The following is a 25713-nucleotide window of genomic DNA, read 5'->3' as shown; positions in this document are numbered from 1 at the left end:
GAGCGACCCCCCACGGGCGGTTCACGAGCGTACGGAGCCGCCCGCGTCCCTCCCCAGGGCGCCGTCGGCGGCTACCGGACGGTATCAGCGAGTTTCACGAAGTCGTTCCAGGCCAGGGCGGGCTTTCCGGGGTCCCAGAGCTTCTGGGCGGTGGCCCGCAGCGGCATCCGGATGCCCGCGGCCACCTGCTCCTGGTTCTGCGCCCCGGCGAGGTCGCCCCAGACCGCGAAGGTGCCGCCGAGGATCTGGTCGTCGTACCGCTCGCTCACCGGCTTCGTGCCGCGGACGACCAGCGGGGTCCAGCTCTCGTAGATCCGCCGACCGGTCGGGTAGCGGAAGTCGTTGGGCTGGCCGAGGACGTAGTAGAGGTACTCGTCGTTGTAGTTGGTGAGCTTGCGGCCGGCCTTCAGGTACTCGACGGGGTCGCGGGCGCCGATCTCCTTGCCCGTCCAGTAGGCGACCTCCAGGTCGTCGGCCGCGTCCGCGCTCCCGCCCCGGAAGAACCCGTCGTTCCAGGCCTTCAGCTTCTTGTCGAACGGCCGCACGGTGGAGGCCCGGTCGTTGAGCCAGCCCGTCGCCAGGTCCTGGACGCGGCCGTCGGCGCCGTAGCGCTCGCGGGCGGCGGCGGCCAGCTGCGGGTAGGAGGACTCGGGGTTCTTGACGGTGAGGGCCTGGTACTCGTCGGCGCCGAGGTGCCAGAAGCCGCCCGGGAACAGCTCGGCGTACTCCTTGAGCAGGTCGTCGACGAGCGCGGCCGCCTCGGGCTTCGAGATGTCGACGGCGCCGTGCGTGGCGACGCCGCGGGCGTCGCGGAGCTGGAGCGACGGGTGCTGCTCGATGACCGCGCCGAGGTGGCCGGGCGAGTCGATCTCGGGCACGACGGTGATGTGCCGGCTCTCCGCCAGCTTCACGATGGAGCGGACCTGGTCCTTGGTGAGGTGGTCGGAGGAGACGATCTCGGGGTGCGAGTCCGACGCGATGCGGAAGGCCTGGTCGTCGGAGAAGTGCAAGCCGAGCTGGTTGTACTTGAGGTCGCCCAGGTCGCGTATGCGGTCTTCTATCCACTTCGCGTCGAAGTGCTTGCGGGCGATGTCGAGCATGAATCCGCGCTGCGGCTTGGCCGGGCGGTCCCGCACCTCGCCCTCGGGAGCGGTCCTGCCGCCGCTCACCTCCTGTTTGAGGGTGCGGGTCCCGTAGAAGACGCCCGCCTGGGCGGGTGCGGCTATGCGTACCCGCTCGCCCTTCACGGTCAGGCGGTACGACTCCGCGCCGCCGTCCTTCTCGTCCGTGAGCGCCAGCTCCACATCGCCCTTGCGGGGGCGGGCGTCTCCCCCGTACGTCAGCTTCAGCTCCCCGGCGAGCAGCTTCGCCTCGTCCGCCAGGCCGTCGTCGCGGACGACGACGCGCCCCTTTCCCTCCGCCGGGCGCCAGCCGGGGCCTCGGGCCGCTGTGTGCTCGCGCACGGCGGGGATGGTGGCCGGGGCCTTCGAGAGCGCGTAGCTCTTGGTGGGGCTCGCCGAGGGCGGTGCGGACGGCGCGTCCGAGGGCGTCGCCTTCGCGGCGCCGCCGCCGTCGCCGCCCGGCCAGAGCCCCACGGCGAGGACCGCGGCCCCCGCGACGGCGACGCCGCCCGCGGCGGCCACGGGGCCGCGCTTCACCGCTCGTCCCGTATCGCGGGGCGCGTCGTGGCTGACGTCGAATCCGGAGCGAGAATCAGAGCCATGCCGCCACGCTACGACGGGCAAGCGGAGGCGGCGCGTCCACAGAAGGCGGCCAAACTCTCCCATTCGAGTGAAATTCGCTCAGCCGTCGTCCGGCTTCCAGCGCGTCTCGATAGCGTTGCGCCACCCCCACACGCTGTGCCCCGTCCCAGCCGCCCCCTGTCCAGGAGCGCACGCTGTCCCCGCACCGTTCCCCTCGTCCCGTCGGCCGCGCCACCCCCGTGCCGCACCAGCTGAACGCCGCCACGCCGGAGGCGGCCGAAGCCTCCCTGCTCACCTGCTGCGGCAGCCGACGCTGGGCCCGCCGCGTCGCGGCCCACCGCCCCTACCCCGACCTCGACGCGCTGCTCGCGGCGTCCGACGAGGCGGTGTACGACCTGTCGCCCGGCGATCTGATCGAGGCGCTGGCCTGCGAGCCCCTTGATCCCGTGGTGCCGCGGCAGAGCGCCTCGCACGCCACCCGCACCGCCGCCCGGACGGCCCTGAGCGCCGCCCACGCCGTGTACGAGAGCCGCTTCGGGCACACGTTCGTGATCTGCCTCGACGACGTCGCGCCGGACGAGGCCCTCGACCAGCTGCTCTCCGGCATCCGGTCACGCCTCGGCAACGATCCCGAGGACGAACGCGCCGTCTCGGCCGAGGAACTGCGCCGCCTCGCCCGGGGCCGCCTCGCCCGGCTCACCCTGTGTCAGGCCACCGGAAACAGCGGCGGACGTGCGGCGGGACACGCCGCAGGGGAGAGTCGCCCGCAATCGCGTCCCGATAGCCCGTACGTGCCTGTTTGATTGCCTGTTTGATCACACCTGCGGACCCGGGGCAGGGACACCGACAACTCGTCGATACGATGACGAGCGGCCGGTGGACCGTACCCGGCCGGGCCCGTCCGACCACCCAAGCCGGCTGGCCCCAATCCCCGCTCCCGGAGGGTTCTGCCGTGCCGGCTGGAACGCTGTACCGCGGCCGGGAAGGAATGTGGTCCTGGGTGGCTCACCGAGTCACCGGCGTCCTCATCTTCTTCTTCCTGTTCGTGCATGTGCTGGACACCGCTCTCGTCCGCGTCTCCCCGGAGGCGTACGACGATGTCGTCAGCACCTACAAGACACCCCTCGTCGGACTCCTCGAGTACGGCCTGGTCGCCGCCATCCTCTTCCACGCGCTCAACGGCCTGCGCGTCATCGCCGTCGACTTCTGGTCGAAGGGTCCCCGCTACCAGAAGCAGATGCTCTGGACCGTCGTCGGCATCTGGGTCGTCCTGATGGTCGGGGCGCTCTACCCCGTCCTCGGCCACGCCGTCCGCGAAGTCTTCGGGAGCTGACGCCAGACATGTCTGCTGACACCACGCTTGAGAAGTCCGGTACGCCGGGCGTCGGCCCCGTCGAGGGCGCCTCGCTCTACGACTCCGACAACCCGGCCCCGGTCATCGAGGCGCCGCGCAAGCGCACCTCCAAGACCCCGCGCTCGACCCGCGGCAACTTCGAGATGGCCGCATGGCTGTTCATGCGCCTGTCCGGTGTCGTCCTCGTCGTCCTCGTCCTCGGCCACCTGCTGATCCAGCTGGTGCTCGACGGCGGTGTCTCGAAGATCGGCTTCGCGTTCGTCGCCGGCCGCTGGGCCTCGCCGTTCTGGCAGGTCTGGGACCTGCTGATGCTGTGGCTCGCGATGCTGCACGGCGCCAACGGCCTGCGCACGGTCATCAACGACTACGCGGAGCGCCCCAACACGCGTCTGTGGCTCAAGGGCCTGCTGTACACCGCCACGGTGTTCACCATCCTTCTGGGCACGCTGGTGATCTTCACCTTCGACCCGAACATCCGCTAAAGCCGAGGCGACTTCCGTGAAGATTCACAAGTACGACACCGTCATCGTCGGCGCGGGCGGCGCCGGCATGCGCGCCGCCATCGAGGCGACGAAGCGCAGCCGCACCGCCGTGCTCACCAAGCTCTACCCCACGCGTTCCCACACGGGCGCCGCGCAGGGCGGCATGGCCGCCGCGCTCGCCAACGTGGAGGAGGACAACTGGGAGTGGCACACCTTCGACACGATCAAGGGCGGTGACTACCTGGTCGACCAGGACGCCGCCGAGATCCTCGCGAAGGAGGCCATCGACGCGGTCCTCGACCTGGAGAAGATGGGCCTGCCGTTCAACCGCACGCCGGACGGCACCATCGACCAGCGCCGCTTCGGCGGTCACACCCGCAACCACGGCGAGGCCGCCGTGCGCCGGTCCTGCTACGCCGCGGACCGCACCGGCCACATGATCCTCCAGACCCTCTACCAGAACTGCGTCAAGGAGGGTGTGGAGTTCTTCAACGAGTTCTACGTCCTCGACCAGCTCATCGTCGAGGTGGACGGGGTCAAGCGCAGCGCGGGCGTCGTCGCGTACGAGCTGGCGACCGGCGAGATCCACATCTTCCAGGCGAAGTCCGTGATCTACGCGTCCGGCGGCACCGGCAAGTTCTTCAAGGTGACCTCGAACGCGCACACGCTCACCGGTGACGGCCAGGCGGCCTGCTACCGGCGCGGGCTTCCGCTGGAGGACATGGAGTTCTTCCAGTTCCACCCGACCGGCATCTGGCGCATGGGCATCCTCCTCACAGAGGGCGCCCGCGGTGAGGGCGGCATCCTCCGCAACAAGGACGGCGAGCGCTTCATGGAGAAGTACGCGCCGGTCATGAAGGACCTCGCGTCCCGTGACGTCGTCTCGCGCTCCATCTACACGGAGATCCGTGAGGGCCGCGGCTGCGGTCCCGAGGGCGACCACGTCTACCTCGACCTCACGCACCTCCCGCCGGAGCAGCTGGACGCCAAGCTCCCGGACATCACGGAGTTCGCGCGCACGTACCTCGGCATCGAGCCCTACACGGACCCGATCCCGATCCAGCCGACCGCGCACTACGCCATGGGCGGCATCCCGACGAACGTCGAGGGCGAGGTCCTCGCGGACAACACCACCGTCGTCCCGGGCCTGTACGCGGCCGGCGAGGTCGCCTGCGTGTCGGTGCACGGCGCCAACCGCCTCGGCACCAACTCCCTCCTGGACATCAACGTCTTCGGCAAGCGCGCGGGCATCGCCGCCGCCGAGTACGCGGCGAAGAACGACTTCGTCGAGCTCCCGGAGAACCCGGAGGAGCTGGTCGTCGCCCAGGTCGAGCGGCTGCGCGACGCCACGGGCACCGAGCGGGTCGCCGAGCTCCGCAAGGAGCTGCAGGAGACCATGGACGCCAACGTCATGGTGTTCCGCACCGAGCAGACGATCAAGACGGCGGTGGAGAAGATCGCGGAGCTCCGCGAGCGCTACCTCAACGTCTCGATCCAGGACAAGGGCAAGCGGTTCAACACCGACCTCCTCGAGGCCATCGAGCTGGGCAACCTGCTCGACCTGGCCGAGGTCATGGCGCAGTCCGCGCTCGCCCGCAAGGAGTCGCGCGGCGGTCACTACCGCGAGGACTTCCCCAACCGCGACGACGTCAACTTCATGCGCCACACCATGGCGTACCGCGAGGTCGGCGACGACGGCACGGAGACGATCCGTCTCGACTACAAGCCGGTCGTCCAGACCCGCTACCAGCCGATGGAGCGTAAGTACTGATGGCTACCCCGACCCTCGACAAGGAAGACGCCAAGCCCGAGGCGGGCTTCGCCGACTCCCCGTACATCACGATCACCCTGCGGGTCCGCCGCTTCAACCCCGAGGTCTCCGCGGACGCCACGTGGGAGGACTTCCAGCTGGAGATCGACCCGAAGGAGCGTGTCCTCGACGCCCTCCACAAGGTCAAGTGGGACCTCGACGGCACCCTGACGTTCCGTCGTTCCTGCGCGCACGGCATCTGCGGCTCGGACGCCATGCGGATCAACGGCAAGAACCGCCTTGCCTGCAAGACCCTGATCAAGGACATCAACCCGGGCAAGCCGATCACGGTCGAGCCCATCAAGGGTCTGACGGTCCTGAAGGACCTGGTCGTCGACATGGACCCGTTCTTCCAGGCGTACCGCGACGTCATGCCGTTCCTGGTCACGACGGGCAACGAGCCGACGCGCGAGCGTCTGCAGTCCGCCGAGGACCGCGAGCGCTTCGACGACACCACGAAGTGCATCCTGTGCGCCGCGTGCACGTCGTCGTGCCCAGTGTTCTGGAACGACGGCCAGTACTTCGGCCCGGCCGCGATCGTGAACGCGCACCGCTTCATCTTCGACAGCCGTGACGAGGCGGGCGAGCAGCGCCTGGAGATCCTCAACGACAAGGACGGCGTGTGGCGTTGCCGCACGACGTTCAACTGCACGGACGCGTGCCCGCGTGGCATCGAGGTCACCAAGGCGATCCAGGAGGTCAAGCGCGCGCTGATCACGCGTCGCTTCTGATCCCGCCGTACGTACGAGTCCGCGGGCCCCGCTCCTTCCGAGGAGCGGGGCCCGCGGTCGTCGGCGCGCCTGCGCCCGCCTCGCGGCCGCCGACCTACCCTGACGGAATGTCAGACAACCAGTCGGTCGGCCTGTCCGCTGACCAGTCCACCGCACTGCTCGACGACCCGTCCGCGGCGCTGCTCGGCTTCGACAACGTGCTGTTCCCCGTCGGTGACCTCGGCGAGGCCGTCGGGTTCTACGAACGGGCGGGGTTCCCGGTCGCGTTCCGACTCGACGAGATCGGGCTCGCCATCCTGAAGGTGGGCGAGGAGACGCCGGGCCTGCTGCTGCGCGTGGAGGACGGCATCGTGCCGCGTACGCCGCCGTGGCCCTCCCCGCGCATCTGGCTGGAGGTCCGCGACGCCCGCGCGAAGGGGCGGGCCCTGGCGGCCGCCGGGATTCCGCTCCTTGCCGAGCCGTTCTCCGTGGCCACCGGGTGGACCGTGGAGATCGCCGACGCGTGGGGGAACGTCGTCGGGTTCACGGACTACCTGAAGCGGCCGGAGCTGGCGCGCACGTCCTGAGAGGAGCCGGTGCCGTCCCGGTACGGCCGGGCGCTCACCCCCGTACCAGCGCCCACACCGTCTTGCCGTAGCGGCCGCGGCGCCGGACGCCCCACGCCTGCGCGACCGTGTCGAGGAGCCGCAGGCCGCGGCCGCTCTCGTCGTCCCAGGTGTCGGACGTGCGGGGCGCGGGCTCCGCCGGGCTGTCGTCGGACACCTCGATGAAGCAGGAGCCGTCGGCGAGCACCGTCACCGCGACCTCGAACTCCCGCTCGACGACGACCCCGTGCAGGATCGCGTTGGTCGCCAGCTCCGACACCAGGAGCACGGTGTCGTCGAGCGTGCCGCGGTCCGTCGTGTGACCCCAGGCGGCCAGGTGCTCCCGCACCCGCGTGCGGGCCAGGGGTACCGAAGCGGGGTGCGGCGGCAGCCTGAAGGCATCGCGTCTCGACAACCCTGCTCCCCCTTCGGCGCGGCGCACGACGCACGGCACGCGTCGGCGCGACGCGCGTCACGAACCGCACAAACAGTCGACGCTCCATGCTGCACAGGGGAATGACACGGTGTCACTGCGGCACCTCGGAGCCCGCCACATCTGGCTGGTTCCCTCTCGCCCGATGGCGCACGCGGACAGGCTCTCAGCGGCGGATGAGGCCGAGTCCGGTGGCGGTCGCCACGGCGGCGGTGCGGGAGTCGACGTCGAGCTTGGCGTAGATGCGGGCCAGGTGGGACTTGACGGTCCCCTCGGTGAGGTGGAGCCGGCGGCCGATGGCCTGGTTGGAGAGGCCCTCGGCGACCAGCGCGAGGACTTCGGTCTCGCGCCGGGTCAGGGCGGTGGCAGGAGTGCGGAGCCGGTTCATGAGGCGGTCCGCGACGGTGGGCGCCAGGGTGGTGCGGCCCGACGCGGCGGTGCGCACGGCGGCGGCCAGGTCCTCGGGCGGGGCGTCCTTGAGGAGGTAGCCGGTGGCGCCGGCCTCGATGGCGGGCAGGGTGTCGGCGTCGGAGTCGTACGTGGTGACGATCAGGACGCGGGGCGCGCCCGCCCCGGCCGTGATCAGGGCGGTGGCCTCGGCGCCGCCCATTCCCCCGCCGAACCGCAGGTCCATCAGGACGACGTCGATGTCCCCGGCGGCGGCGCGGGCGACCGCCTCCTCGGCGGTGGCGGCCTCGGCCACCACCGTGAGGCCGGGCTCGGTCTCGAGGACCGCCCGCAGCCCGGCCCGCACCACCGGATGGTCGTCGGCCAGGAGCAGGCGGACGGGGTTCTCGGTCACCGGAGGGCCTCGGATTCGCCGACGGCGGGCGGGGTCAGGGGGAGCCGGGCGGCCAGGGCGGTGCCCTTGCCGGGGGCGGACTCGACGGTGAGGGTGCCGCCCAGCGCGTGGGTGCGGGCGCGCATCGCGGCCAGGCCGAAGCCGCCGCTGCCGGGTTCGGGGGCGGGCAGCCGGTCGGGGTCGAAGCCGGTGCCGTCGTCGACGACGTCGAGGACGACGTGGCCGTCCAGGTGGCTGAGGGTGATCTCGACGGTCCCGGCGTCGGCGTGCCGGACGGTGTTGGCGACCGCGGACTGGGCGACGCGCAGCAGGGCGACCTCGTACGCGGTGGGCAGCGGTGCCGGATCGCCGGTGGCGTGGAAGCGGGCGGCGAGCCGGTGGCGGGCCGACGTGGTGGCGCACAGCCGCTCCATGGCTCCGGCCAGGGTGGCGCCCTCCAGGCCGGGCGGGGTGAGGGCGGCGACGAAGCGGCGGGCCTCGGCCAGGTTGTCGACGGCTGCCTGACGGGCCTGGCCGACGTAGTGGACGGCGTTCTCCGGCGTGCCGGGCAGGGCCCGCTCGGCGGCGCGCAGCAGCAACTGGATGCTGGAGAGCCCCTGCGCGAGGGTGTCGTGGATCTCGTGGGCCAGCCGCTCGCGTTCGGCGAGCACCCCGGCGGTGTGCTCGGCGCGGGCCAGGTCGGCGCGGGTGGCGGTGAGTTCGTCGATCAGCCGGCGGCGCTGTTCGCTCTCCCGGTACAGGGCCTGGTAGCCCCAGACCCCCGCGACGGCCACCGCGGCGCCCAGCGCGGGCCCGATGGCCATGGCGACGCTGAAGGACCCGGTGTGCGCGGCGAACCCGGTGATCGCCGCGAGGGTGGTCGCCGCCACGGCGGCGAGGCCCGCGCGGCGCGGCAGCAGGTGGAGCTGGAGGAAGAACAGCGGGAAGGCGACCCAGACCCCGTCGGCGGTCAGCAGCAGGAGCCCCAGCCAGCAGACGCCGAGGACGGCGGGCCACCAGACGGCGGCCGACCGGGAGCGGCGGACGCGCGGCAGGAGCGGCCCGGCCGCGTACGCGAGCGCGCACACCGTCGCCGCGGCGACGGTCGCCGCGGCGTGCGGCCGTCCGTCGAGCACGGCCCGGCCGGCGGCCAGGGCGAGCAGGGCCAGGGTCAGCACGTGCAGGCACCAGGCCAGGGGCCGGGTGGTCGGGGTCGGCGCGGGAGCGGGGGAGTTCACAGTTCTCCCAGCCTAAGGACCGGATCCCCGGGCGGCCTCCATCGAAAGTTACAACCGGCGCGCCGCCTTTCGGCCCGTGAAGTGCCGTCCCCGGCCAGATGCCCGGGCAGGGGGGTGGCGGCGACGGTGGAGACGTACCGCTTCCCCCCTACCGGAAAGGGCCGGCCGCAGCCGTGTTCGTCGCCTGGAGAGATCTGAAGTTCGCCAAGGGCCGCTTCGCCCTGATGGGCGGCGTCATCGTGCTGATCACCCTGCTGGTCGGCCTCCTGTCCGGTCTGACCGCGGGCCTGGGCCGGCAGAACGTCTCCGCCGTCACCGGCCTGCCCGCCGACAGGATCGCCTTCCAGTCCCCCGGCGGCGGACAGGACCTGTCGTACGCCGACTCCACCGTCACCTGGCGGCAGTGGCAGCGGTGGGCCAAGACCCCCGGCGTCACCGGCGCCGAACCTCTGGGGATCACGACCACCGAGGCCATCGCCGACGGCAGGAGCGCCGGGGTCTCCGCCTTCGGTGTGACGCCCGGCTCCCGGCTGGCGCCGGAGAGCGCGAGGATCGACGACCGGTCGGCGGTGCTGTCCACACCGGCCGCCGACGCCCTCGGCCTCGCCCCCGGCGACCGCTTCGTCCTGGCGGGGCGGCAGTTGACGGTGGCCGCCGTCCGGGGCGACGCCTCGTTCAGCCACACCCCGGTGATCTGGACCTCACTCGTCACCTGGCGGAAGGCCGCGCCTCCGCCGGCCGTCCCCGGCGACGGCCCGACCGCGACGGTGATCGCCCTCAGCACCACACCGGACGCCGACGTGGCGGCCGCCGACCGGGCCGCGGGCACCAGGACCGTCACCAAGGGCGACTCGCTGTCCGCGATCGGCTCCTACACCTCCGAGAACGGCTCCCTGCAGCTGATGCGCGGTTTCCTGTTCGCCATCTCCGCCCTGGTCATCGGCGCCTTCTTCACCGTGTGGACCATCCAGCGCAGCGCGGACGTCGCCGTCCTCAAGGCGCTCGGCGCCTCCACCGCGGGCCTCCTCAAGGACGCCCTCGGCCAGGCCGTCGTCCTGCTCGTCGGCGGCACGCTGACCGGCACCGGCATCGCCGCCGCCGTCGGCGCCCTCGTCACCGGCTCGGACGTCCCCTTCCTGCTCACCCCCGCGACCGTCCTGACCCCCGCCGCCGTGCTGGTCCTGCTCGGCGCGCTCGGGGCCGCCCTGTCCATCCGCCGCATCACTTCCGTCGAGCCGCTGACCGCCCTGGGGGGCGCCCGATGAGCCTCAACCTGACCGACGTCACCCTCACCTACCCCGACGGCGACACCCGCCTGACCGCGCTCGACCGGGTCACCCTGGACGTTCCCCGGGGCACCGTCACCGCCGTGGTCGGGCCCTCCGGCTCCGGCAAGTCCAGCCTCCTGGCGGTCGCCGCCACCCTCATCGCCCCCGACACCGGCACGGTCACCGTCGACGGCACCGACACCACCGGCATGAGCCGCGGCGACCGCACAGCGCTGCGCCGTCACAAGATCGGCATCGTCTTCCAGCAGCCCAACCTGCTGCCCTCCCTCACCGCCGCCGAGCAGCTCCAGGTCATGGCCCACATCGACGGCCGCAGCCCCGCGAGGGCCCGCGCCCGCGCCCTCGAACTCCTCGACGCGGTCGGCCTGGCCGAGCAGGCCCGCCGCCGCCCCCACCAGCTCTCCGGCGGTCAGCGCCAGCGCGTCAACATCGCCCGCGCCCTGATGAACGACCCCACCGTCCTGCTGGTCGACGAGCCCACCAGCGCCCTGGACCACGAGCGCGGCGCCGCCGTCATCGACCTGATCACCGGCCTCACCCGCCGGCGGGCCACCGCCACCGTCCTGGTCACGCACGACCGCGCCCACCTCACCGCCGTGGACCGGACGGCCGAGGTCCACGACGGCCGTCTGCGTCCCGGGCCGCCCGGGTCTCAGGCCTGTCGCGACGCCAGCTCCACGACCGTGATGTCCGACGGCGCCCCGACCCGGACCGGCGGCCCCCAGGCGCCCGCGCCCCGGGTCACGTAGAGCTGCGTGTCGCCGTACCGTTCGAGGCCCGCGAGGGTCGGGTTGGCGAGGTCCGCGACGATGTTGCCGGGCCAGAGCTGGCCGCCGTGCGTGTGGCCGGACAGCTGCAGGTCCACGCCGTGCTCGACGGCGTCGTGGATGACGACCGGCTGGTGCGCGAGGAGTACGGAGGCCCGCGAGCGGTCCCGGTCGCCCAGCGCCCTGGCGAAGTCGGGGCCCTTGCCCTCGCTCTCGCCCGCCACGTCGTCGACGCCCGCGAGGTCGAAGGCGGGGAGCTCGGTGCGCGCGTTGCGCAGCGGGTGCAGACCGAGTTCGCGCACGTGGCCGACCCACTGCTCGGCCCCGGAGAAGTACTCGTGGTTGCCGGTGACGAAGTACGCGCCGTGCCGCGCCCGCAGTCCGGCGAGCGGTGCGGCGGCGGGGCCGAGGTGCTCGACGGTGCCGTCCACCAAGTCTCCCACCACGGCGATCAGATCGGGCTGCGTGGAGTTGACGGTGTCGACCACGCGCCGGGTGAAACCGCGTCCGAGGATCGGCCCGAGGTGGATGTCGCTGACCACCGCGATCCGGAACCCGTGTGCCGCGCGCGGCAGTTTGGCCAGCGGCACGGTGACCCGCTTCACCTCGGGGCCGCGCAGCACGCCGTACGTCCCGTATCCGACCGTTCCGGCGGCGACGGCCGCGGCGGTCCCGCCGACGACGCGGGAGACGAAGAGGCGACGCGAAGGGGCGGGCGGAGCGGCGGGAGAAGGAGCAGACGAAGGGGCAGTCGTGGGGGCGGGGGCGGCGGCCTCGGGGGCAGACTCCGCGGTCCCTCCGGACCCGCCGACGGACGTCTGCGCGGCTGCGCCCGCCTCCGCGGCGCAAGCCGGACCCACCTCCACGGAGTCGCCCTCTTGCGGACCGTCCTCCCCGGGGAGGCGCGCCCCGGGTGCTTCCGCCCCGGGCCGTCCGGAGGCGGCCCCGCGGTCGGCCCACCGCCGCACCAGCGGCCGTACCAGCTCCCCCGCGAGCAGCGCGAGCAGCAGGTAGAGCGAGACCGCCATCCACATGAACCCTGGCCAGGCAAGGGTCCGCTGCAGCAGGAAGGGTGCCCCGGTGCGTTCGGCGGCGAGGGCCGCGAACATCAGCAGGGGGCCCGCGACGAAGACCACCGTCCCGGCGCGCCGGGCGGGGCCGGGCCCGGCCGTGGTGTCGCGGACCAGCCTGCGCCAGGCGTACCAGTGGAGGCCGGCGAAGGCCGCGAGGACGGCGAGGCCCACCAGGACCACGAGGACGATCACGGGGACGGCGTTCTGCGCAGGGCACGGACTCCACGGAACCCGATGGCCCCTACCACCGTCCCCAAGACAAAGGAGACAACGGCAAGCGTCAGGTGCACCCAGAAGTACCCGGTCGGGTTGTCCGCGTCGTCGAAGGCCAGCCCACTGCCGTCCTTCCACAGGTTCTTGACGAAAGTGATCCAGATGAACCAGCTCCACACCCCGAAGGCGAGCAGGAACCAGGAGACAGGGCGGCTGAGCTTCATACGTTCAGTATCGCGAGTTCCCCTGCCGAGCCGCCGCCGGGGTGGGGACGGCGGGACACAGCCCACCTCGGCGACCACGCGCACAGGCCCGCCCTGTACGTTCTCGTCCGTGCCTGCCGTAAAAAAGACCGCCATGTTGGTCGCTTCCGCCGCATTGCTGACCATGTCGACCGCAGCGCCCGCACTGGCGGACGGGAAGCCGGGAGACGACAACGACCAGCCGAAACCGCCCGCCAGGATGTCCACCGTCGGTGGCGCCCAGCTCGGTGAGGCAGGAACACAGGTGAAGCTCAAGGCGGGCGCCCCGGTGCTGCCGAAGGAGCTGACGGGGCGTTCCTGGATCGTCTCGGACGCCGAGTCCGGCGAGGTCCTGGCCTCGCACAACGCGCACTGGCGGCTGCCCCCGGCGAGCACCCTGAAGATGCTCTTCGCGGACACGGTCCTGCCGAAGTTCCCCAAGACGCAGCAGCACAAGGTCGCGCTCACCGACCTGGCGGGCATCGGCGCGGGCAGCAGCATGGTCGGCATCAAGGAGAACGAGTCGTACAGCGTCCACGACCTGTGGCTCGGCGTCTTCCTGAAGTCGGGCAACGACGCGGTGCACGTCCTGTCCGCGATGAACGACGGCATTCCGAAGACCGTCGAGGACATGCAGAAGCACGCCGAGGACCTGCAGGCCCTCGACACGCACGTGGTCTCCCCGGACGGTTACGACGCCAAGGGGCAGGTCTCCTCCGCGTACGACCTGTCGCTGTTCGCCCGCTCCGGGCTGCAGAAGAAGGACTTCCGCGAGTACTGCTCGACGGCGACGGCCAAGTTCCCCGGTGAGACCGAGGAGATCAAGAAGGGCAAGGACAAGGGCAAGACGAAGCGCGGGTCCTTCGAGATCCAGAACACCAACAAGCTGCTCACCGGCGCCGAGGGCGTCACGCCCTACAAGGGCATCGCGGGCGTCAAGAACGGCTACACCTCGAACGCGGGAAACACGTTCACCGGTGTCGCCGAGCGCGACGGCAAGGTGCTCCTCGTCACCGTCATGAACCCCTCCTCCACCGAGGCCCACGCGGTCTACAAGGAGACCGCGCGCCTCTTCGACTGGGGCTTCGCGGCCGCGGGCAAGGTCGACCCGGTGGGTGAGCTGGTCGCCCCGAAGGGCGCTGCCACGGGCGGCGCGGGCAAGGGCGCGCCGGGCAGCGGCGGCGAGGGCACGGACGCGGCCGAGAACGCGGCGCACTCCTCCGGCGGCGGGGGCAACGGCATGGGCATCGCCCTCGGCATCACGGGCGGCGTGCTCGCGCTGCTCGCCGCGGGTGCCTTCGTGATCAGGCGCAAGCTGCCGCTGCCGGGCCAGGCGGGGCGGCGGGACCGCCAGGGCTGACGCGGACGTCAGCGCACGCGCCGGGCGCCCGCTTCGGAAGAGGTGTGGGGGGAGGCGGTCTCTTCGGAGGCTGCCTCTTCGCCGTCCGGGGCCTGCGCGTCCGGGGCCTCCGCCTCCGAGGCCTTGCGCGTCGCGGTCCACGCGGCGCAGAACAGCATCAGCTTCGCCGTGAAGCTGATCCACAGGAGCAGCGCGACGGGCACTCCGAAGGCGCCGTACATGCTCTTCGACGCGACGCCCTTCATATAGCCGCCGAGCAGCAGCTTGAGCAGCTCGAACCCGGCCGCGCCGATCAGCCCGGCGGTGATGAGGTCGCGTCGGCGCGGCTGGACCCCGGGCAGCAGCGTCAGGACGTAGAGCAGCAGCAGGAAGTCCGCGGCGACGGCGACGGCGAAGGCGATGATCTGGAGCAGGACGGTGCCCCAGCCCTTCTCGTCGATGCCGATGAGGTCGGCGGCCCAGCCGACGGCGGTCGAGGCGAGCGCGGACGCGGCGAACGACGCGAGGCCCACGCCGCCGAGCCCGATGAGCACCCCCGCGTCCTTGACCTTGCGCAGGACGGGGTTCTCCTCCTCGTCCGCCAGCTCCCAGACGGCCCGCAGGCATTCCCTTGTCGAGCCCACCCAGCCGATGCCGGTGAAGAGCAGCAGGGCGCCCGCGACGAGGCCGACGGTGCCCGCGTTGGCGACCAGGGCGTCCAGGTTCAGCTGGTCGGAGATGCCGGGCACCTGCTCGGAGATCTTGTCCTCGAGCCTGCTCTGCTGTTTCTTCGAGAGCGTCGCGGCAGCGATCGCCGCGGCGACGGTGAGCAGCGGGAAGAGCGCCAGGAAACTGATGAAGGTCATGGCGGCCGCGAGGCGCGCCCAGTGGACCTGGTCGAGCCGTTCATAGGCCTGCCACGCGTGCGTGCGCATGCCCTTCTCGACGAGCGGCCCGATGCCGGGCAATTTCTTCAGCCAGTCCATGACGCCTCCGTGCCTGCTGTCCTGCCCGATGTCCTGCCCGCTGTGCGGAAGACCAACGTCCGGGTACCCCAGAACCGCAGGACAGTGGCGAGTGCCATACCGATTCCGGCGCCGGAGACGGTGTCCGCGCGCTGCGAGGTGTGGCCGAGCCCGTAGTGCGACACGGCGATGCACAGCAGTTGGACGAGGGCGCCCGCGATGTTGACGGCGAAGAACACCGCGTACTGGCGCAGCCGCGAGACCCCCGCGGTCCTGTTCCGGTAGGTGCCGAGCGCGTTGCCCGCGTACGCGACCGAGCAGCCCGCCACGAACGAGAGGGCCTTGGCGGTCAGCGGGTCGAGGCCCACGGGTCCGCGCAGCCAGATGAAGAGGCCGAGGTCGGCGGCGTACGCGCAGACTCCGGCGAGGGCGAAGCCGAGCAGTTCGGGACCGAGCGGCCGCAGCCGTTCGCGCAGCGAAGGTGCGTTCACCGGCAGCCCCTCCTCCAGGAGTTCCGTTGGGAAAGCCAACTCACCAGTCCGCAACGGCGAGCCCGTACATCGCGAGCCACACCAGGCCGATCACGGCGAGCGCCCGGTCCCGCAGGACGACGTCCTCGGGCTCGCCCGCGGTGCCGCGGTCGGCGAAGACGGCGTAGCGCAGGATGGCGAGGATGAAGGCCGTCATGGACAGCTGGCGCCAGGGCAGCAGGCCGCTGGCCGTGCCGCCCTCCTCCATGGCCCACAGGCAGTACGCGAGCACGGCGACGCCCGCGGCCAGTTGCCACACGAAGCGCAGGTAGCCGGTGGTGTATTCGGTGAGCAACGCGCGCGTGGCGCCCAGCGTCTCCGCGCTGCCGGACATCTGGACGGCCTCCGAGTAGCGCTTGGCGGAGACCATGAAGAGCGCGCCGAAGCCCGTGGTGATCAGGAACCAGCGGGAGAGCGGGATGTCGAGGGCGAGGCCGCCGATCATGGCCCGCATCAGGAAGCCGGTCGTGACGATGGTGAGGTCGACGACCAGGACGTGCTTGAGGCTGATGCAGTACGCGAGTTGCATGCCGACGTACGCGGCCAGGAGCGCCGCGGTGAGCGGCGTGCACAGGACGGCCGCGCTCACGGGCGCGAGGACGGCCAGGAGCCCTCCCACGGCGTACGCGACGGACACCGGGACCTGTCCGGCGGCGACCGGCCTGCGGCACTTGGTCGGGTGCGCGCGGTCGGCGTCCGCGTCACGGGCGTCGTTGATCAGGTAGACGGCGGACGCGGCGGCCGTGAACAGCGCGAAGACGATCGCGACTTGGCCGAGGGCGTGCCGCGAGAAGAGCTCGCCCGCGGCCGCGGGGGCGGCGACGACAAGGACGTTCTTGACCCACTGGCGGGGGCGTGCGGTCTTCAGCAGGCCGAGCGGCAGGCTGACGGGTCCCGGCCGTCGGCTCTCGGGCGGGCGGGGCCGCTCCAGGACGGTGGCGACGGGTTCAGTCATCGCGATGGCCTCCGTTCATCCAGGCGGCGCCCACGCGCGCGGTGAGCGCTCCGAGCGCCGCGCCCGCGGCGATGTCCGTGGGGTAGTGCACGCCGACGACCATCCGGGAGACGCACATCGCGGCGGCAAGCGGCGGCACGAGGTGGGCGCCCACGGGGCGCAGCGCGCCGTACGCGACGGTGGCCGCCGCCGCCGACGTGGCGTGCGAGCTGGGGAAGGAGTGGCGGCCCACGGTGCGCACGAGGGGCTCGATGCCCTCCGGGTCGCCGGGGCGCGGGCGGCGGACGATCCGCTTGACGCCCATGCTGGCCAGGTGCGCGGCGGCGGTGAGCGCCGTCCCGCGCAGCCAGGCGCTCCGGCGCTCGCGGTCGACGGCGGCGCCCGCGAGGCCCGCGGCGATCCACAGCAGGCCGTGCTCACCGGTTCGGGAGAGGGCGCGGGCGGCGGTCGCCACGCGCGGATCGGTGCCGCAGTCGCGCAGGGCCGACAGCAACCTGTGGTCCATGTCGTGCATGTCGCCTCTTTTTCGAAGACATTCGAGGACGTCCGAAGACATCCGAGGGCTGGGCATCTCGACTCTTCTAGGCAACCTCGTAATAATTACGTCAATCTAGGGTGACACTCGCTTAATCACCCATTTCGGTGAGAGCAAGGACGTTTTATAGCGAACCGCCCACTAGCGGGCGATACCGTCGCCTTCATGCCTGCCGACTCCCCCGCCGACGCCCTCGCCCCCACCCCGGTCCCGGCCCCGGCCCCGGTCCCGACGGCGCACTCCGTCTCCGTGTCCGGCTGGGGCCGCACCGCACCGACCACCGCCCGGCTGGTGAGACCCCGTACGCCGGAGGAGGCCGCGGCCGCGGTGCGCGACTGCGGGGAGCGCGGCGGCATCGCCCGCGGTCTGGGCCGGGCCTACGGAGACGCCGCGCAGAACGCGGGCGGCGACGTCTTCGACATGACGGGCCTCGACCGGATCCGCGTCATCGACACCACCCGCACGTCGGCCGCCGGGGAGCCCGCGGCCACCGTCGTCTGCGACGCGGGCGTCTCCCTGCACCACCTGATGGAAGTCCTGCTGCCCCTCGGCTGGTTCGTGCCGGTGACGCCCGGGACGCGGTACGTGACGGTGGGCGGGGCGATCGGCGCCGACATCCACGGCAAGAACCACCACGTCTCCGGCTCCTTCGCCCGCCACGTCCTGTCGATGGAGCTGCTCACCGCCGACGGCACGGTCCGCACCGTCGAGCCCGGCAGCGCCCTCTTCGACGCGACGGCGGGCGGTATGGGCCTGACCGGCGTGATCCTGTCGGCGACCGTCCAGCTCCTGCCGGTGCAGACGTCCTTGATGGCCGTCGACACCGAACGGGCCACGGACCTGGACGACCTGATGGCCCGCCTCGCCGCCACCGACCACCGCTACCGCTACTCGGTCGCCTGGATCGACCTGCTCGCCCGCGGCGCCACCATGGGCCGCTCGGTCCTGACCCGCGGCGACCACGCCCCCCTGGACGCCCTTCCGGAGCGGGCACGCGCGCGTAGAGCCCCTCTCGCGTTCCGTCCGGGGCAGTTCCCCGCGGCCCCCTCCTTCGTCCCGGAGGGCCTGCTGGGCAAGGCCTCGGTGGGTCTCTTCAACGAGCTCTGGTACCGCAAGGCGCCCCGCTCCCGCACCGGTGAGCTCCAGAAGATCTCCACCTTCTTCCACCCCCTGGACGGCGTCCCGCACTGGAACCGCATCTACGGACGCGGCGGTTTCGTGCAGTACCAATTCGTCGTCGGATACGGCAAGGAGGAGGCCCTGCGCCGCATCGTGCAGCGCATCTCGGAGCGCGGCTGCCCCTCCTTCCTCGCCGTGCTGAAGCGCTTCGGGGAGGGCGATCCAGGCTGGCTCTCCTTCCCGATGCCCGGCTGGACGCTCGCCCTCGACATCCCCGCGAACCTTCCCGGGCTCGGCTCCTTCCTCGACGACCTCGACGAGGAGGTGGCCGCCGCCGACGGGCGCGTCTACCTCGCCAAGGACTCCCGCCTGCGGCCCGAGATGCTCGCCGCGATGTACCCCCGGCTCGACGACTTCCGCGCCCTGCGGGCCGACCTGGACCCGCGCGGCGTGTTCCGCTCGGACCTCTCCCGCCGCCTCGCCCTCTAGGAGACCGGTACTCATGAAAGACGCCTTCGGCACCCCTCAGTCCCTGCTCGTCCTCGGCGGCACCTCGGAGATCGGCCTCGCCACCGCGCGGCGCCTGGTCGCCCGCCGCACCCGCACGGTGTGGCTGGCCGGGCGCCCGTCGCCGGACCTGGAGAAGGCCGCGGCCGGCCTGCGCGACATGGGCGCGGAGGTGCACACCGTCGCCTTCGATGCCCTCGACTCCGAGTCCCACGAGGAGTCCCTCGGCAAGATCTTCACCGAGGGCGACATCGACATGGTGCTGCTCGCCTTCGGCATCCTCGGCGACCAGGCACGCGACGAGGACGAGCCGCTCGCCGCGGTGCGCGTCGCCCAGACCAACTACACGGGCGCGGTCTCCGCGGGCCTCGTCTGCGCACGGGCGCTGCAGTCCCAGGGGCACGGCTCCCTGGTGGTGCTCTCCTCGGTCGCGGGCGAGCGCGCGCGCCGCTCGAACTTCATCTACGGCTCCAGCAAGGCGGGCCTCGACGCCTTCGCGCAGGGCCTCGGGGACGCGCTGCACGGCACCGGGGTGCACGTGATGGTCGTGCGCCCCGGCTTCGTGCGCTCGAAGATGACGGCGGGCCTGGAGGAGGCCCCCATGGCGACGACTCCGGAGGCGGTGGCGGAGGCCATCGAGACGGGCCTGCGGCGGCGGTCGGAGACGGTGTGGGTGCCGGGGGCGCTGCGCCTGGTCATGTCGGCGCTGCGGCACGTGCCGAGGCCGGTCTTCCGGCGGCTGCCTGTGTAAGGCCCGTCCGGGGCGGCCCGAGGCCGGTCAGCGAGCGGGCAGCGTGCCCCGGGCCGACGAGGACGAGGCCTGCGGGGGCACTACGGAGCCGCCGAAAGTGAAGTCCCGCAGCTTGCGCCAGACGCCGTCGGCGCCCTGCTCGTAGAGGGCGAAGCCGGTGCAGGGCCACTCGGCCCCGTACTCCGAGAGCTCCTCGTACGCCCGGTCCATGGCCTCTTCGGAGATGCCGTGCGCCACCGTCACGTGCGGGTGGTAGGGGAACTGCAGTTCCCGCGCCATCGGCCCCGACGCGTCCCGCACCCGCTCCTGCAGCCAGGAGCAGGCCGACCCGCCCTCCACCACCTGCACGTACACCACGGGAGACAGCGGACGGAAGGTGCCCGTTCCGGAGAGGCGCATCGGGAAGGGGCGCCCCGCCGCCGCGACCGAGACGAGATGCGCCTCGACCGCGGGCAGCGCCGACGCGTCCACCTCGGTGGGCGGCAGCAGGGTCACGTGCGTGGGGATGCCGTGCGCCGCGGGGTCCCCGAAGCCCGCGCGCCGCTCCTGGAGCAGGCTGCCGTGTGGCTCCGGGACCGCGATCGAGACGCCGATCGTTACGGTCCCCACGTCGTACTCCTGTCGTCGCGTCAATGGGCAGGGGACGCCGCCCGTGGGCAGCGCGGTGCTGTTGTGTCCGGTGCTGTTGTGTCCGGTACGGAGGCTCAGTGCTTGGCGGGCAGGAAGCCCACCTTGTCGTACGCCTGCGCGAGGGTCTCGGCGGCAACGGCGCGGGCCTTCTCCGCACCCTTGGCCAGGATCGAGTCGAGCGTCTCCGGGTCGTCCAGGTACTGCTGGGTGCGGTCCCGGAAGGGAGTCACGAACTCGACCATGACCTCGGCGAGGTCGGTCTTCAGCGCACCGTAGCCCTTGCCGGTGTACTTCTGCTCCAGTTCGGCGATACCGGTGCCGGTGAGCGTGGAGTAGATGCTGAGGAGGTTGCTGACGCCCGGCTTCTCCGCCACGTCGTAGCGGATCACGGTGTCGGTGTCGGTGACGGCGCTCTTGACCTTCTTGGCGGTCGCCTTGGGCTCGTCGAGAAGGTTGATCAGGCCCTTCGGCGTCGAAGCCGACTTGCTCATCTTGATCGACGGGTCCTGAAGGTCGTAGATCTTCGCCGTCTCCTTGAGGATGTACGCCGACGGCACGGTGAACGTCTCCCCGAAGCGGCCGTTGAAACGCTCGGCGAGGTCGCGGGTGAGCTCGATGTGCTGACGCTGGTCCTCGCCGACCGGGACCTCGTGGGCCTGGTACAGCAGGATGTCGGCGACCTGCAGGACCGGGTACGTGAAGAGGCCGACGGACGCGCGGTCGGCGCCCTGCTTGGCGGACTTGTCCTTGAACTGCGTCATGCGGGACGCCTCGCCGAATCCGGTGAGGCAGTTCATCACCCAGGCGAGCTGGGCGTGCTCGGGGACGTGGCTCTGGACGAAGAGCGTGCAGCGCTCCGGGTCGAGCCCTGCGGCGAGCAGCTGGGCGGCGGCGAGCCGGGTGTTGGCGCGCAGCTCGGCGGGGTCCTGCGGCACCGTGATCGCGTGCAGGTCCACCACCATGTAGAAGGCGTCGTGGGACTCCTGCAGCGCCACCCACTGGCGGACCGCGCCGAGGTAATTGCCGAGGTGGAACGAGCCGGCGGTGGGCTGGATCCCGGAGAGCACACGAGGTCGTTCAGAGGCCATGGTGCCCATTCTCTCAGGTGACTCTCATAGCTCGGAAACAGGTGTGTGACGGGCGGGAACCGATCGCCCACGGCCGGTGTGTCCGTCAGTCGGCCGGCAGGCCCGGAGCCGGGTGGGCGGCCATCAGGTCGGCGACCTCGGACCTGATCCTGGCCAGGGCGTCCTCGTCCCCGGCCCGCGCGGCGACGACACCGCGGTCGATCCACTCGGCGACGGTCGCCATGTGCTCCGTGCCGAGCCCGCGGGAGGTCAGGGAAGGGGTCCCGATGCGGACGCCCGAGGGATCGAACGGCTTCCTCGGGTCGAACGGGACGGTGTTGTGGTTGACGACGATCCCGGCCCGGTCGAGGGCCTTCGCCGCGATCTTGCCCGGGACGTCCTTGGGGGTGAGGTCCATGAGGATCAAGTGGTTGTCGGTGCCGCCGGAGACCAGGTCGAAGCCGCGGGCGAGCAGGGCGTCGGCGAGGGCCTGGGCATTGGCGACGACCGCGTGGGCGTAGTCGCGGAAGGAGGGCCCGGACGCCTCGTGGAGGGCGACCGCGATGGCCGCGGTGGTCTGGTTGTGGGGGCCGCCCTGCAGACCGGGGAAGACCGCCTTGTCGATGGCCTTGGCGTGCTCCTCGCGGGACATGAGCATCGCGCCGCGCGGGCCGCGCAGGGTCTTGTGGGTGGTCGTGGAGATCACGTCGGCGTGCGGCACCGGTGAGGGGTGGGCGCCGCCCGCGATCAGCCCGGCGATGTGCGCGATGTCGGCGACGAGGACGGCCCCCGCTTCGTGCGCGATCTCGGCGAAGGCCGCGAAGTCGATGGTGCGGGGCAGCGCGGTACCGCCGCAGAAGATCAGCTTGGGCCGTTCCTTGAGGGCGAGGTCGCGCACCTCGTCGAGGTCGACGCGGCCGGTGTCGTGACGGACGCCGTACTGCACACCGCGGAACCACTTGCCGGTGGCGGAGACGCCCCAGCCGTGGGTGAGGTGGCCGCCCATCGGCAGCGCCATGCCCATCACGGTGTCGCCGGGCTCGGCGAAGGCGAGGTAGACGGCGAGGTTGGCCGGGGAACCGGAGTAGGGCTGGACGTTGGCGTGCTCGACGCCGAAGACGGCCTTGGCGCGGGCGATGGCCAGGCGCTCGACGGGGTCGATGTTCTGCTGGCCCTCGTAGTAGCGGCGGCCGGGGTAGCCCTCGCTGTACTTGTTCTGGAGGACGGTTCCGGAGGCTTCGAGGACTGCGGCGGAGACGTAGTTCTCGCTGGGGATCAGCCGCAAGGTTTCGGCCTGGAGCCGCTCCTCGGCGCCGACGAGGGCGGCGAGTTCGGGGTCTTCGGCGGCGAGAGCGGGGTGGTTCGGCGAGGAAGAGGGAGAAGTGGGGAGAGTCATGGCGTCCTCCGGGGCGAGCGGTATGTGTCCGGTCGTGGTCCCGGGGTGCCCAGGCGAACGGCACCCGAAGGTCATGCCTCGCACGGCTTCATCGGGGTCACTTCCCCGTGCGCCAGTCACCGTGCTGTCGGAGCCAGCCTAGCCCGCACACCGGTTCGGCAGGTTTCTTCGTCCGCGATGCGAGCGACGATAGAAATGGGCGCCACACCCGCCCCACGCCGCAGGACGAACGGAGACCCCGTGTCGAGTACGTCATCTCCCTCCACCGGAACGACGAGCGAGCAGTTCATCGCGTCGGCCGAGGCGCACAGCGCGCACAACTACCATCCGCTGCCCATCGTGGTCGCCACGGCCGAGGGCGCCTGGATGACGGATGTCGAGGGGCGCCGCTATCTCGACATGCTCGCCGGGTACTCCGCGCTCAACTTCGGGCACGGCAACCGCCGGCTGATCGACGCCGCGAAGGCCCAGCTGGACCGGGTGACGCTGACCTCGCGGGCCTTCCACCACGACCGGTTCGCCGAGTTCTGTACGCGCCTGGCCGCGCTCTGCGGCAAGGAGATGGTGCTGCCGATGAACACCGGCGCGGAGGCCGTCGAGACGGCGGTGAAGACCGCGCGGAAGTGGGGCTACCGGGTCAAGGGGGTGCCGGACGGGCGGGCGAAGATCGTCGTCGCGGCGGACAACTTCCACGGCCGGACCACGACCATCGTCAGCTTCTCCACGGACGAGGAGGCGCGGGCGGACTTCGGGCCGTACACGCCGGGCTTCGAGATCGTGCCGTACGGCGACCTGGAGGCGCTGCGGGCGGCGGTCACCGACGACACCGTGGCCGTGCTCCTCGAACCGATCCAGGGTGAGGCCGGGGTCCTGGTCCCGCCGCCCGGATATCTGCCGGGGGTCAGGGAGCTGACGCGGGAGCGCCGGGTCCTCTTCATCGCCGACGAGATCCAGTCGGGGCTCGGCAGGACGGGCCGCACGTTCGCGTGCGAGCACGAGGGCGTGGTCCCCGATGTGTATCTGCTGGGCAAGGCGCTCGGCGGAGGTGTCGTGCCGGTGTCGGCGGTGGTCGCCGACGCCGATGTGCTCGGGGTGTTCAAACCGGGTGAGCACGGGTCGACGTTCGGCGGCAACCCGCTCGCCTGCGCGGTGGGCATCGAGGTGGTCGACATGCTGTCGACGGGCGAGTTCCAGCAGCGGGCCACGGAGCTGGGCGAGCACCTGCACGCGGAGCTGGGGCTGTTGAGCGGTACGGGCAAGGTGACGCAGGTGCGGGGGCGCGGGCTGTGGGCGGGCGTCGACATCGCGCCTTCGTACGGCACGGGGCGGGAGATCTCCGAGAAGTTGATGGAGAGGGGAGTTCTTGTCAAGGACACGCACGGGGCGACGATCCGCATCGCTCCCCCACTGGTGATCAGCAAGGAGGATCTGGACTGGGGGCTCGGACAGTTGAGGGCGGTGCTGAGCTGAGCCAGGGGCGGGCCTGGTGGAGTTCCGCCAGGCCGAGGGCGGTGCGGCGCGGATGACGTACGGCGACACGTACCGCCCGAGCCCTGCCCGAACGCGGTCCGGCCTCCGGTCACCGCCGCCGCCCGTCCAGCTCCGCCCACACCGTCTTCAGCGGTTCCGGCCCCCGCTCCACGCCCCACCGGTCCGCCAGCGCCGCGACGATCACGAGCCCCCGGCCCGACTCGTCCTCGCCGTCCGGGTCCCGTACGACGGGAAGCCGGTCACCGCGCGTGTCCGCGACCTCGATCCGCAGGGTGCCGTCCGCCCGCTCGGCGAGCGCGAGCCGGAAGTCCCTCGCGGGCACGCGGCCGTGGGCGGCGGCATTGGCGGCCAGCTCGGCGATGATCTGTGCCGCGTCCGTCGTGTCGTCGGACGCGCGCTCCCAGGTGCGGAGTTGTTCCACGGCGAGCAGCCTCGCCCGGTGGGCGCCCCGCAAGGAGGCGGGCAGTTGGGCCTGGAAGCGCCGCTCACTCTGAACGGAACGCACGGTTCGGGTGATTTCTGAGTTCACGTGACTCAGCGTGGTCGCTGGCGCTTAGCCTGAACAGTGATGAGGCCTGCACGTACGGTGACTGTACTGGGCTGTCCCGCCGCGTACCGGCCGTACCCGTGACCTGGGGAGGTCCGCTGTGAGCGAGGACGACATCGGCTGGGAGGTGGACTCGGACGACGAGTCCAGCGCGATCGCCGAACTCATCGGACGGCAGATCAAGTTCTGGCGCGAGGCGGCGGGGCTGCGGGCCGTGGAGTTCGGGGAACGGATGGGGTACGGGGAGAATCTGGTCCACAAGGTGGAGCGGGGGGCGCGGATTCCTCGGCCGGAGTTCTTGGACCGGGCGGATGAGGTGCTGGGGGCGAAGGGGCACTTGCGGGCGCTGAAGCCCGACGTCGAGAAGCTCCGGTACCCGAAGAAGGTCCGGGACCTGGCGAGGGTGGAGCAGCAGGCGGTCGAGCTGTGCACGTACAACAACTCGGTGATCCACGGGCTGTTGCAGACCGAGGAGTACGCGACGGCCGAGGTCCGGAACCGGCAACCCCCCTTCCCCGAGGCGGAAGTGGAGCGGCGCGTTGCCGGTCGCATGGCGCGGCAAGGCATCGTCAACGACATGTCTGGACTGCCGGTTTTCGGCTTCGTGCAGTGCGAGTCGACGTTGCGGAGGTCCAACGGGGGCAGAATGGTGATGCGCAGGCAACTCGAACACCTGTTGGAAGTAAGGCAGTTGCGGAACGTGTCGATCCAGGTGCTGCCGCTGGACTGCGAGGAGAACGCAGGACTCGGAGGGTCCCTCTCAGTGTTCAAACTGAAGGGCGGCAGCAGCTTGGGACACCTTGAAACCCAACTCATCAGCCGAGTGATCACCGATCCGCGCGAGCTCCAGATCCTCGATATGCGCTATGGGATGATCCGGGCTCAGGCACTCACACCTCGGGCGTCACAGGACTTCATCGAGAAAGTGCGGGGACAGACATGACACTGGTATGGGTCAAGAGCAGCTACAGCACCGCCGACGGACCCGAGTGCGTCGAAGTCGCCTGGCGCAAAAGCAGCCACAGCACCGCCGACGAGCCTGAGTGCGTCGAGATAGCCCCAACCCCCTCCGCCGTCCACATCCGCGACTCGAAGAACCCCGAAGGGCCCCGCCTCACCGTCACGCCCACCGCCTGGGCGGACTTCCTGCGTCGCGCCGTCTCGTAGCCGCGCCGCCCACG

Annotated in this window: 28 protein-coding genes and 1 riboswitch; of the genes, 14 read left to right on the top strand and 14 right to left on the bottom strand. The window is 71.6% G+C overall.

Annotated features, from left to right (window positions below):
• Window positions 1–71: 71 nt before the first annotated feature.
• Window positions 72–1658, bottom strand: a complete 1587-nt coding sequence (locus ACZ69I_RS14830) for a beta-N-acetylhexosaminidase (RefSeq protein ID WP_470832415.1) — start codon at window positions 1656–1658, stop codon at window positions 72–74.
• A 284-nt stretch (window positions 1659–1942) separates the two neighbouring features.
• Between ACZ69I_RS14830 and ACZ69I_RS14825 the strand changes: the two genes are divergently transcribed.
• From ACZ69I_RS14825 to ACZ69I_RS14800, 6 genes are all read left to right on the top strand, one after another.
• The gene (locus tag ACZ69I_RS14825; RefSeq protein WP_467670226.1) at window positions 1943–2506 is read left to right on the top strand and encodes a 2-oxo-4-hydroxy-4-carboxy-5-ureidoimidazoline decarboxylase; all 564 of its coding nucleotides are present in this window, start codon (window positions 1943–1945) and stop codon (window positions 2504–2506) included.
• A gap of 149 nt (window positions 2507–2655) precedes the next feature.
• Complete coding sequence (gene sdhC, locus ACZ69I_RS14820) at window positions 2656–3036, top strand: succinate dehydrogenase, cytochrome b556 subunit (protein WP_361716248.1); 381 nt, start codon at window positions 2656–2658, stop codon at window positions 3034–3036.
• A gap of 8 nt (window positions 3037–3044) precedes the next feature.
• Entirely contained in the window at window positions 3045–3539 is a 495-nt protein-coding gene (locus ACZ69I_RS14815) for a succinate dehydrogenase hydrophobic membrane anchor subunit (RefSeq protein WP_389720234.1), read from the top strand.
• A gap of 16 nt (window positions 3540–3555) precedes the next feature.
• Complete coding sequence (gene sdhA / locus ACZ69I_RS14810; protein ID WP_470832413.1) at window positions 3556–5310, top strand: succinate dehydrogenase flavoprotein subunit; 1755 nt, start codon at window positions 3556–3558, stop codon at window positions 5308–5310.
• Window positions 5310–6080: a succinate dehydrogenase iron-sulfur subunit gene (locus tag ACZ69I_RS14805; RefSeq protein WP_362993249.1), complete on the top strand. Its 771-nt coding sequence runs from the start codon at window positions 5310–5312 to the stop codon at window positions 6078–6080. The genes sdhA and ACZ69I_RS14805 overlap by 1 nt, the downstream gene beginning before the upstream one ends.
• A gap of 155 nt (window positions 6081–6235) precedes the next feature.
• Window positions 6236–6646 carry a VOC family protein gene (locus ACZ69I_RS14800; RefSeq protein WP_467670850.1) on the top strand — a complete coding sequence of 137 codons (411 nt, stop codon included), beginning with the start codon at window positions 6236–6238 and terminating at the stop codon, window positions 6644–6646.
• A 34-nt stretch (window positions 6647–6680) separates the two neighbouring features.
• On the opposite strand, the gene ACZ69I_RS14795 is transcribed toward ACZ69I_RS14800, so the two are convergent.
• From ACZ69I_RS14795 to ACZ69I_RS14785, 3 genes are all read right to left on the bottom strand, one after another.
• Entirely contained in the window at window positions 6681–7079 is a 399-nt protein-coding gene (locus ACZ69I_RS14795) for an ATP-binding protein (RefSeq protein ID WP_467670231.1), read from the bottom strand.
• Window positions 7080–7263: 184 nt separating this feature from the next.
• On the bottom strand, window positions 7264–7899 hold the full coding sequence (locus ACZ69I_RS14790) for a response regulator (protein WP_470832411.1): 636 nt from the start codon (window positions 7897–7899) through the stop codon (window positions 7264–7266).
• Entirely contained in the window at window positions 7896–9116 is a 1221-nt protein-coding gene (locus tag ACZ69I_RS14785; RefSeq protein ID WP_470832410.1) for a sensor histidine kinase, read from the bottom strand. Before ACZ69I_RS14785 ends, ACZ69I_RS14790 begins: the two co-directional genes overlap by 4 nt.
• Window positions 9117–9289: 173 nt before the next feature.
• On the opposite strand from ACZ69I_RS14785, the gene ACZ69I_RS14780 reads away from it, so the two are divergent.
• Both ACZ69I_RS14780 and ACZ69I_RS14775 read left to right on the top strand, forming a co-directional pair.
• Window positions 9290–10381 carry an ABC transporter permease gene (locus ACZ69I_RS14780; protein ID WP_470832408.1) on the top strand — a complete coding sequence of 364 codons (1092 nt, stop codon included), beginning with the start codon at window positions 9290–9292 and terminating at the stop codon, window positions 10379–10381.
• A complete protein-coding gene (locus tag ACZ69I_RS14775; RefSeq protein ID WP_470832407.1) occupies window positions 10378–11154 on the top strand; it encodes an ABC transporter ATP-binding protein in 777 nt (258 codons plus the stop codon). The genes ACZ69I_RS14780 and ACZ69I_RS14775 overlap by 4 nt, the downstream gene beginning before the upstream one ends.
• On the opposite strand, the gene ACZ69I_RS14770 is transcribed toward ACZ69I_RS14775, so the two are convergent.
• The gene (locus tag ACZ69I_RS14770; RefSeq protein ID WP_470832405.1) at window positions 11058–12437 is read right to left on the bottom strand and encodes a metallophosphoesterase; all 1380 of its coding nucleotides are present in this window, start codon (window positions 12435–12437) and stop codon (window positions 11058–11060) included. The two genes, ACZ69I_RS14775 and ACZ69I_RS14770, sit on opposite strands and share 97 nt — an antisense overlap.
• Complete coding sequence (locus ACZ69I_RS14765) at window positions 12434–12682, bottom strand: SCO4848 family membrane protein (RefSeq protein WP_389720226.1); 249 nt, start codon at window positions 12680–12682, stop codon at window positions 12434–12436. Before ACZ69I_RS14765 ends, ACZ69I_RS14770 begins: the two co-directional genes overlap by 4 nt.
• A 109-nt stretch (window positions 12683–12791) precedes the next feature.
• On the opposite strand from ACZ69I_RS14765, the gene ACZ69I_RS14760 reads away from it, so the two are divergent.
• Window positions 12792–14060 carry a D-alanyl-D-alanine carboxypeptidase family protein gene (locus ACZ69I_RS14760; RefSeq protein ID WP_467670235.1) on the top strand — a complete coding sequence of 423 codons (1269 nt, stop codon included), beginning with the start codon at window positions 12792–12794 and terminating at the stop codon, window positions 14058–14060.
• An 8-nt stretch (window positions 14061–14068) separates the two neighbouring features.
• Here ACZ69I_RS14760 and ACZ69I_RS14755 read toward each other — a convergent pair whose 3' ends face one another.
• From ACZ69I_RS14755 to ACZ69I_RS14740, 4 genes are read right to left on the bottom strand one after another with little or no spacing between them, the layout of a single operon-like run.
• On the bottom strand, window positions 14069–15025 hold the full coding sequence (locus ACZ69I_RS14755; protein WP_470832404.1) for a YihY/virulence factor BrkB family protein: 957 nt from the start codon (window positions 15023–15025) through the stop codon (window positions 14069–14071).
• Entirely contained in the window at window positions 15013–15480 is a 468-nt protein-coding gene (locus ACZ69I_RS14750; RefSeq protein ID WP_467670852.1) for a GtrA family protein, read from the bottom strand. Before ACZ69I_RS14750 ends, ACZ69I_RS14755 begins: the two co-directional genes overlap by 13 nt.
• Window positions 15481–15535: 55 nt before the next feature.
• On the bottom strand, window positions 15536–16489 hold the full coding sequence (locus ACZ69I_RS14745) for a decaprenyl-phosphate phosphoribosyltransferase (protein WP_467670239.1): 954 nt from the start codon (window positions 16487–16489) through the stop codon (window positions 15536–15538).
• Complete coding sequence (locus tag ACZ69I_RS14740) at window positions 16482–17003, bottom strand: phosphatase PAP2 family protein (protein ID WP_470832403.1); 522 nt, start codon at window positions 17001–17003, stop codon at window positions 16482–16484. Before ACZ69I_RS14740 ends, ACZ69I_RS14745 begins: the two co-directional genes overlap by 8 nt.
• A gap of 186 nt (window positions 17004–17189) precedes the next feature.
• Between ACZ69I_RS14740 and ACZ69I_RS14735 the strand changes: the two genes are divergently transcribed.
• Together ACZ69I_RS14735 and ACZ69I_RS14730 are read left to right on the top strand one after the other, a co-directional pair.
• Window positions 17190–18632, top strand: a complete 1443-nt coding sequence (locus tag ACZ69I_RS14735) for an FAD-binding protein (RefSeq protein ID WP_470832402.1) — start codon at window positions 17190–17192, stop codon at window positions 18630–18632.
• Window positions 18633–18645: 13 nt separating this feature from the next.
• Window positions 18646–19401 (top strand): decaprenylphospho-beta-D-erythro-pentofuranosid-2-ulose 2-reductase, encoded by a 756-nt coding sequence (locus ACZ69I_RS14730; RefSeq protein ID WP_389720214.1) that lies wholly within the window; start codon window positions 18646–18648, stop codon window positions 19399–19401.
• Window positions 19402–19428: 27 nt separating this feature from the next.
• Here the strand turns inward: ACZ69I_RS14730 and ACZ69I_RS14725 are convergent, their stop codons facing one another.
• The 3 genes from ACZ69I_RS14725 to ACZ69I_RS14715 all read right to left on the bottom strand — a co-directional run bounded on the left by ACZ69I_RS14725 (window position 19429) and on the right by ACZ69I_RS14715 (window position 22494).
• Window positions 19429–20010 (bottom strand): 2'-5' RNA ligase family protein, encoded by a 582-nt coding sequence (locus ACZ69I_RS14725; RefSeq protein WP_470832401.1) that lies wholly within the window; start codon window positions 20008–20010, stop codon window positions 19429–19431.
• 95 nt (window positions 20011–20105) lie between these two features.
• Complete coding sequence (gene trpS / locus ACZ69I_RS14720) at window positions 20106–21119, bottom strand: tryptophan--tRNA ligase (protein ID WP_467670247.1); 1014 nt, start codon at window positions 21117–21119, stop codon at window positions 20106–20108.
• A gap of 85 nt (window positions 21120–21204) precedes the next feature.
• Window positions 21205–22494 (bottom strand): serine hydroxymethyltransferase, encoded by a 1290-nt coding sequence (locus ACZ69I_RS14715; RefSeq protein WP_470832399.1) that lies wholly within the window; start codon window positions 22492–22494, stop codon window positions 21205–21207.
• Window positions 22495–22534: 40 nt separating this feature from the next.
• Window positions 22535–22624: riboswitch (ZMP/ZTP riboswitch) on the bottom strand.
• Window positions 22625–22689: 65 nt separating this feature from the next.
• Between ACZ69I_RS14715 and rocD the strand changes: the two genes are divergently transcribed.
• Window positions 22690–23964, top strand: a complete 1275-nt coding sequence (rocD, locus tag ACZ69I_RS14710) for an ornithine--oxo-acid transaminase (RefSeq protein ID WP_470832456.1) — start codon at window positions 22690–22692, stop codon at window positions 23962–23964.
• A gap of 109 nt (window positions 23965–24073) precedes the next feature.
• Here the strand turns inward: rocD and ACZ69I_RS14705 are convergent, their stop codons facing one another.
• The gene (locus tag ACZ69I_RS14705; protein WP_467670251.1) at window positions 24074–24490 is read right to left on the bottom strand and encodes an ATP-binding protein; all 417 of its coding nucleotides are present in this window, start codon (window positions 24488–24490) and stop codon (window positions 24074–24076) included.
• A 142-nt stretch (window positions 24491–24632) separates the two neighbouring features.
• Between ACZ69I_RS14705 and ACZ69I_RS14700 the strand changes: the two genes are divergently transcribed.
• Window positions 24633–25475, top strand: a complete 843-nt coding sequence (locus ACZ69I_RS14700) for a helix-turn-helix domain-containing protein (protein ID WP_470832398.1) — start codon at window positions 24633–24635, stop codon at window positions 25473–25475.
• Window positions 25472–25699: a DUF397 domain-containing protein gene (locus ACZ69I_RS14695; RefSeq protein WP_389720204.1), complete on the top strand. Its 228-nt coding sequence runs from the start codon at window positions 25472–25474 to the stop codon at window positions 25697–25699. Before ACZ69I_RS14700 ends, ACZ69I_RS14695 begins: the two co-directional genes overlap by 4 nt.
• Window positions 25700–25713 lie beyond the last annotated feature (14 nt).

This window comes from Streptomyces sp. NPDC036815 (assembly GCF_055609205.1).
The sequence above is the reverse complement of the archived record's forward strand: the minus strand, read 5'-3'. Positions and strand labels throughout refer to the sequence as shown.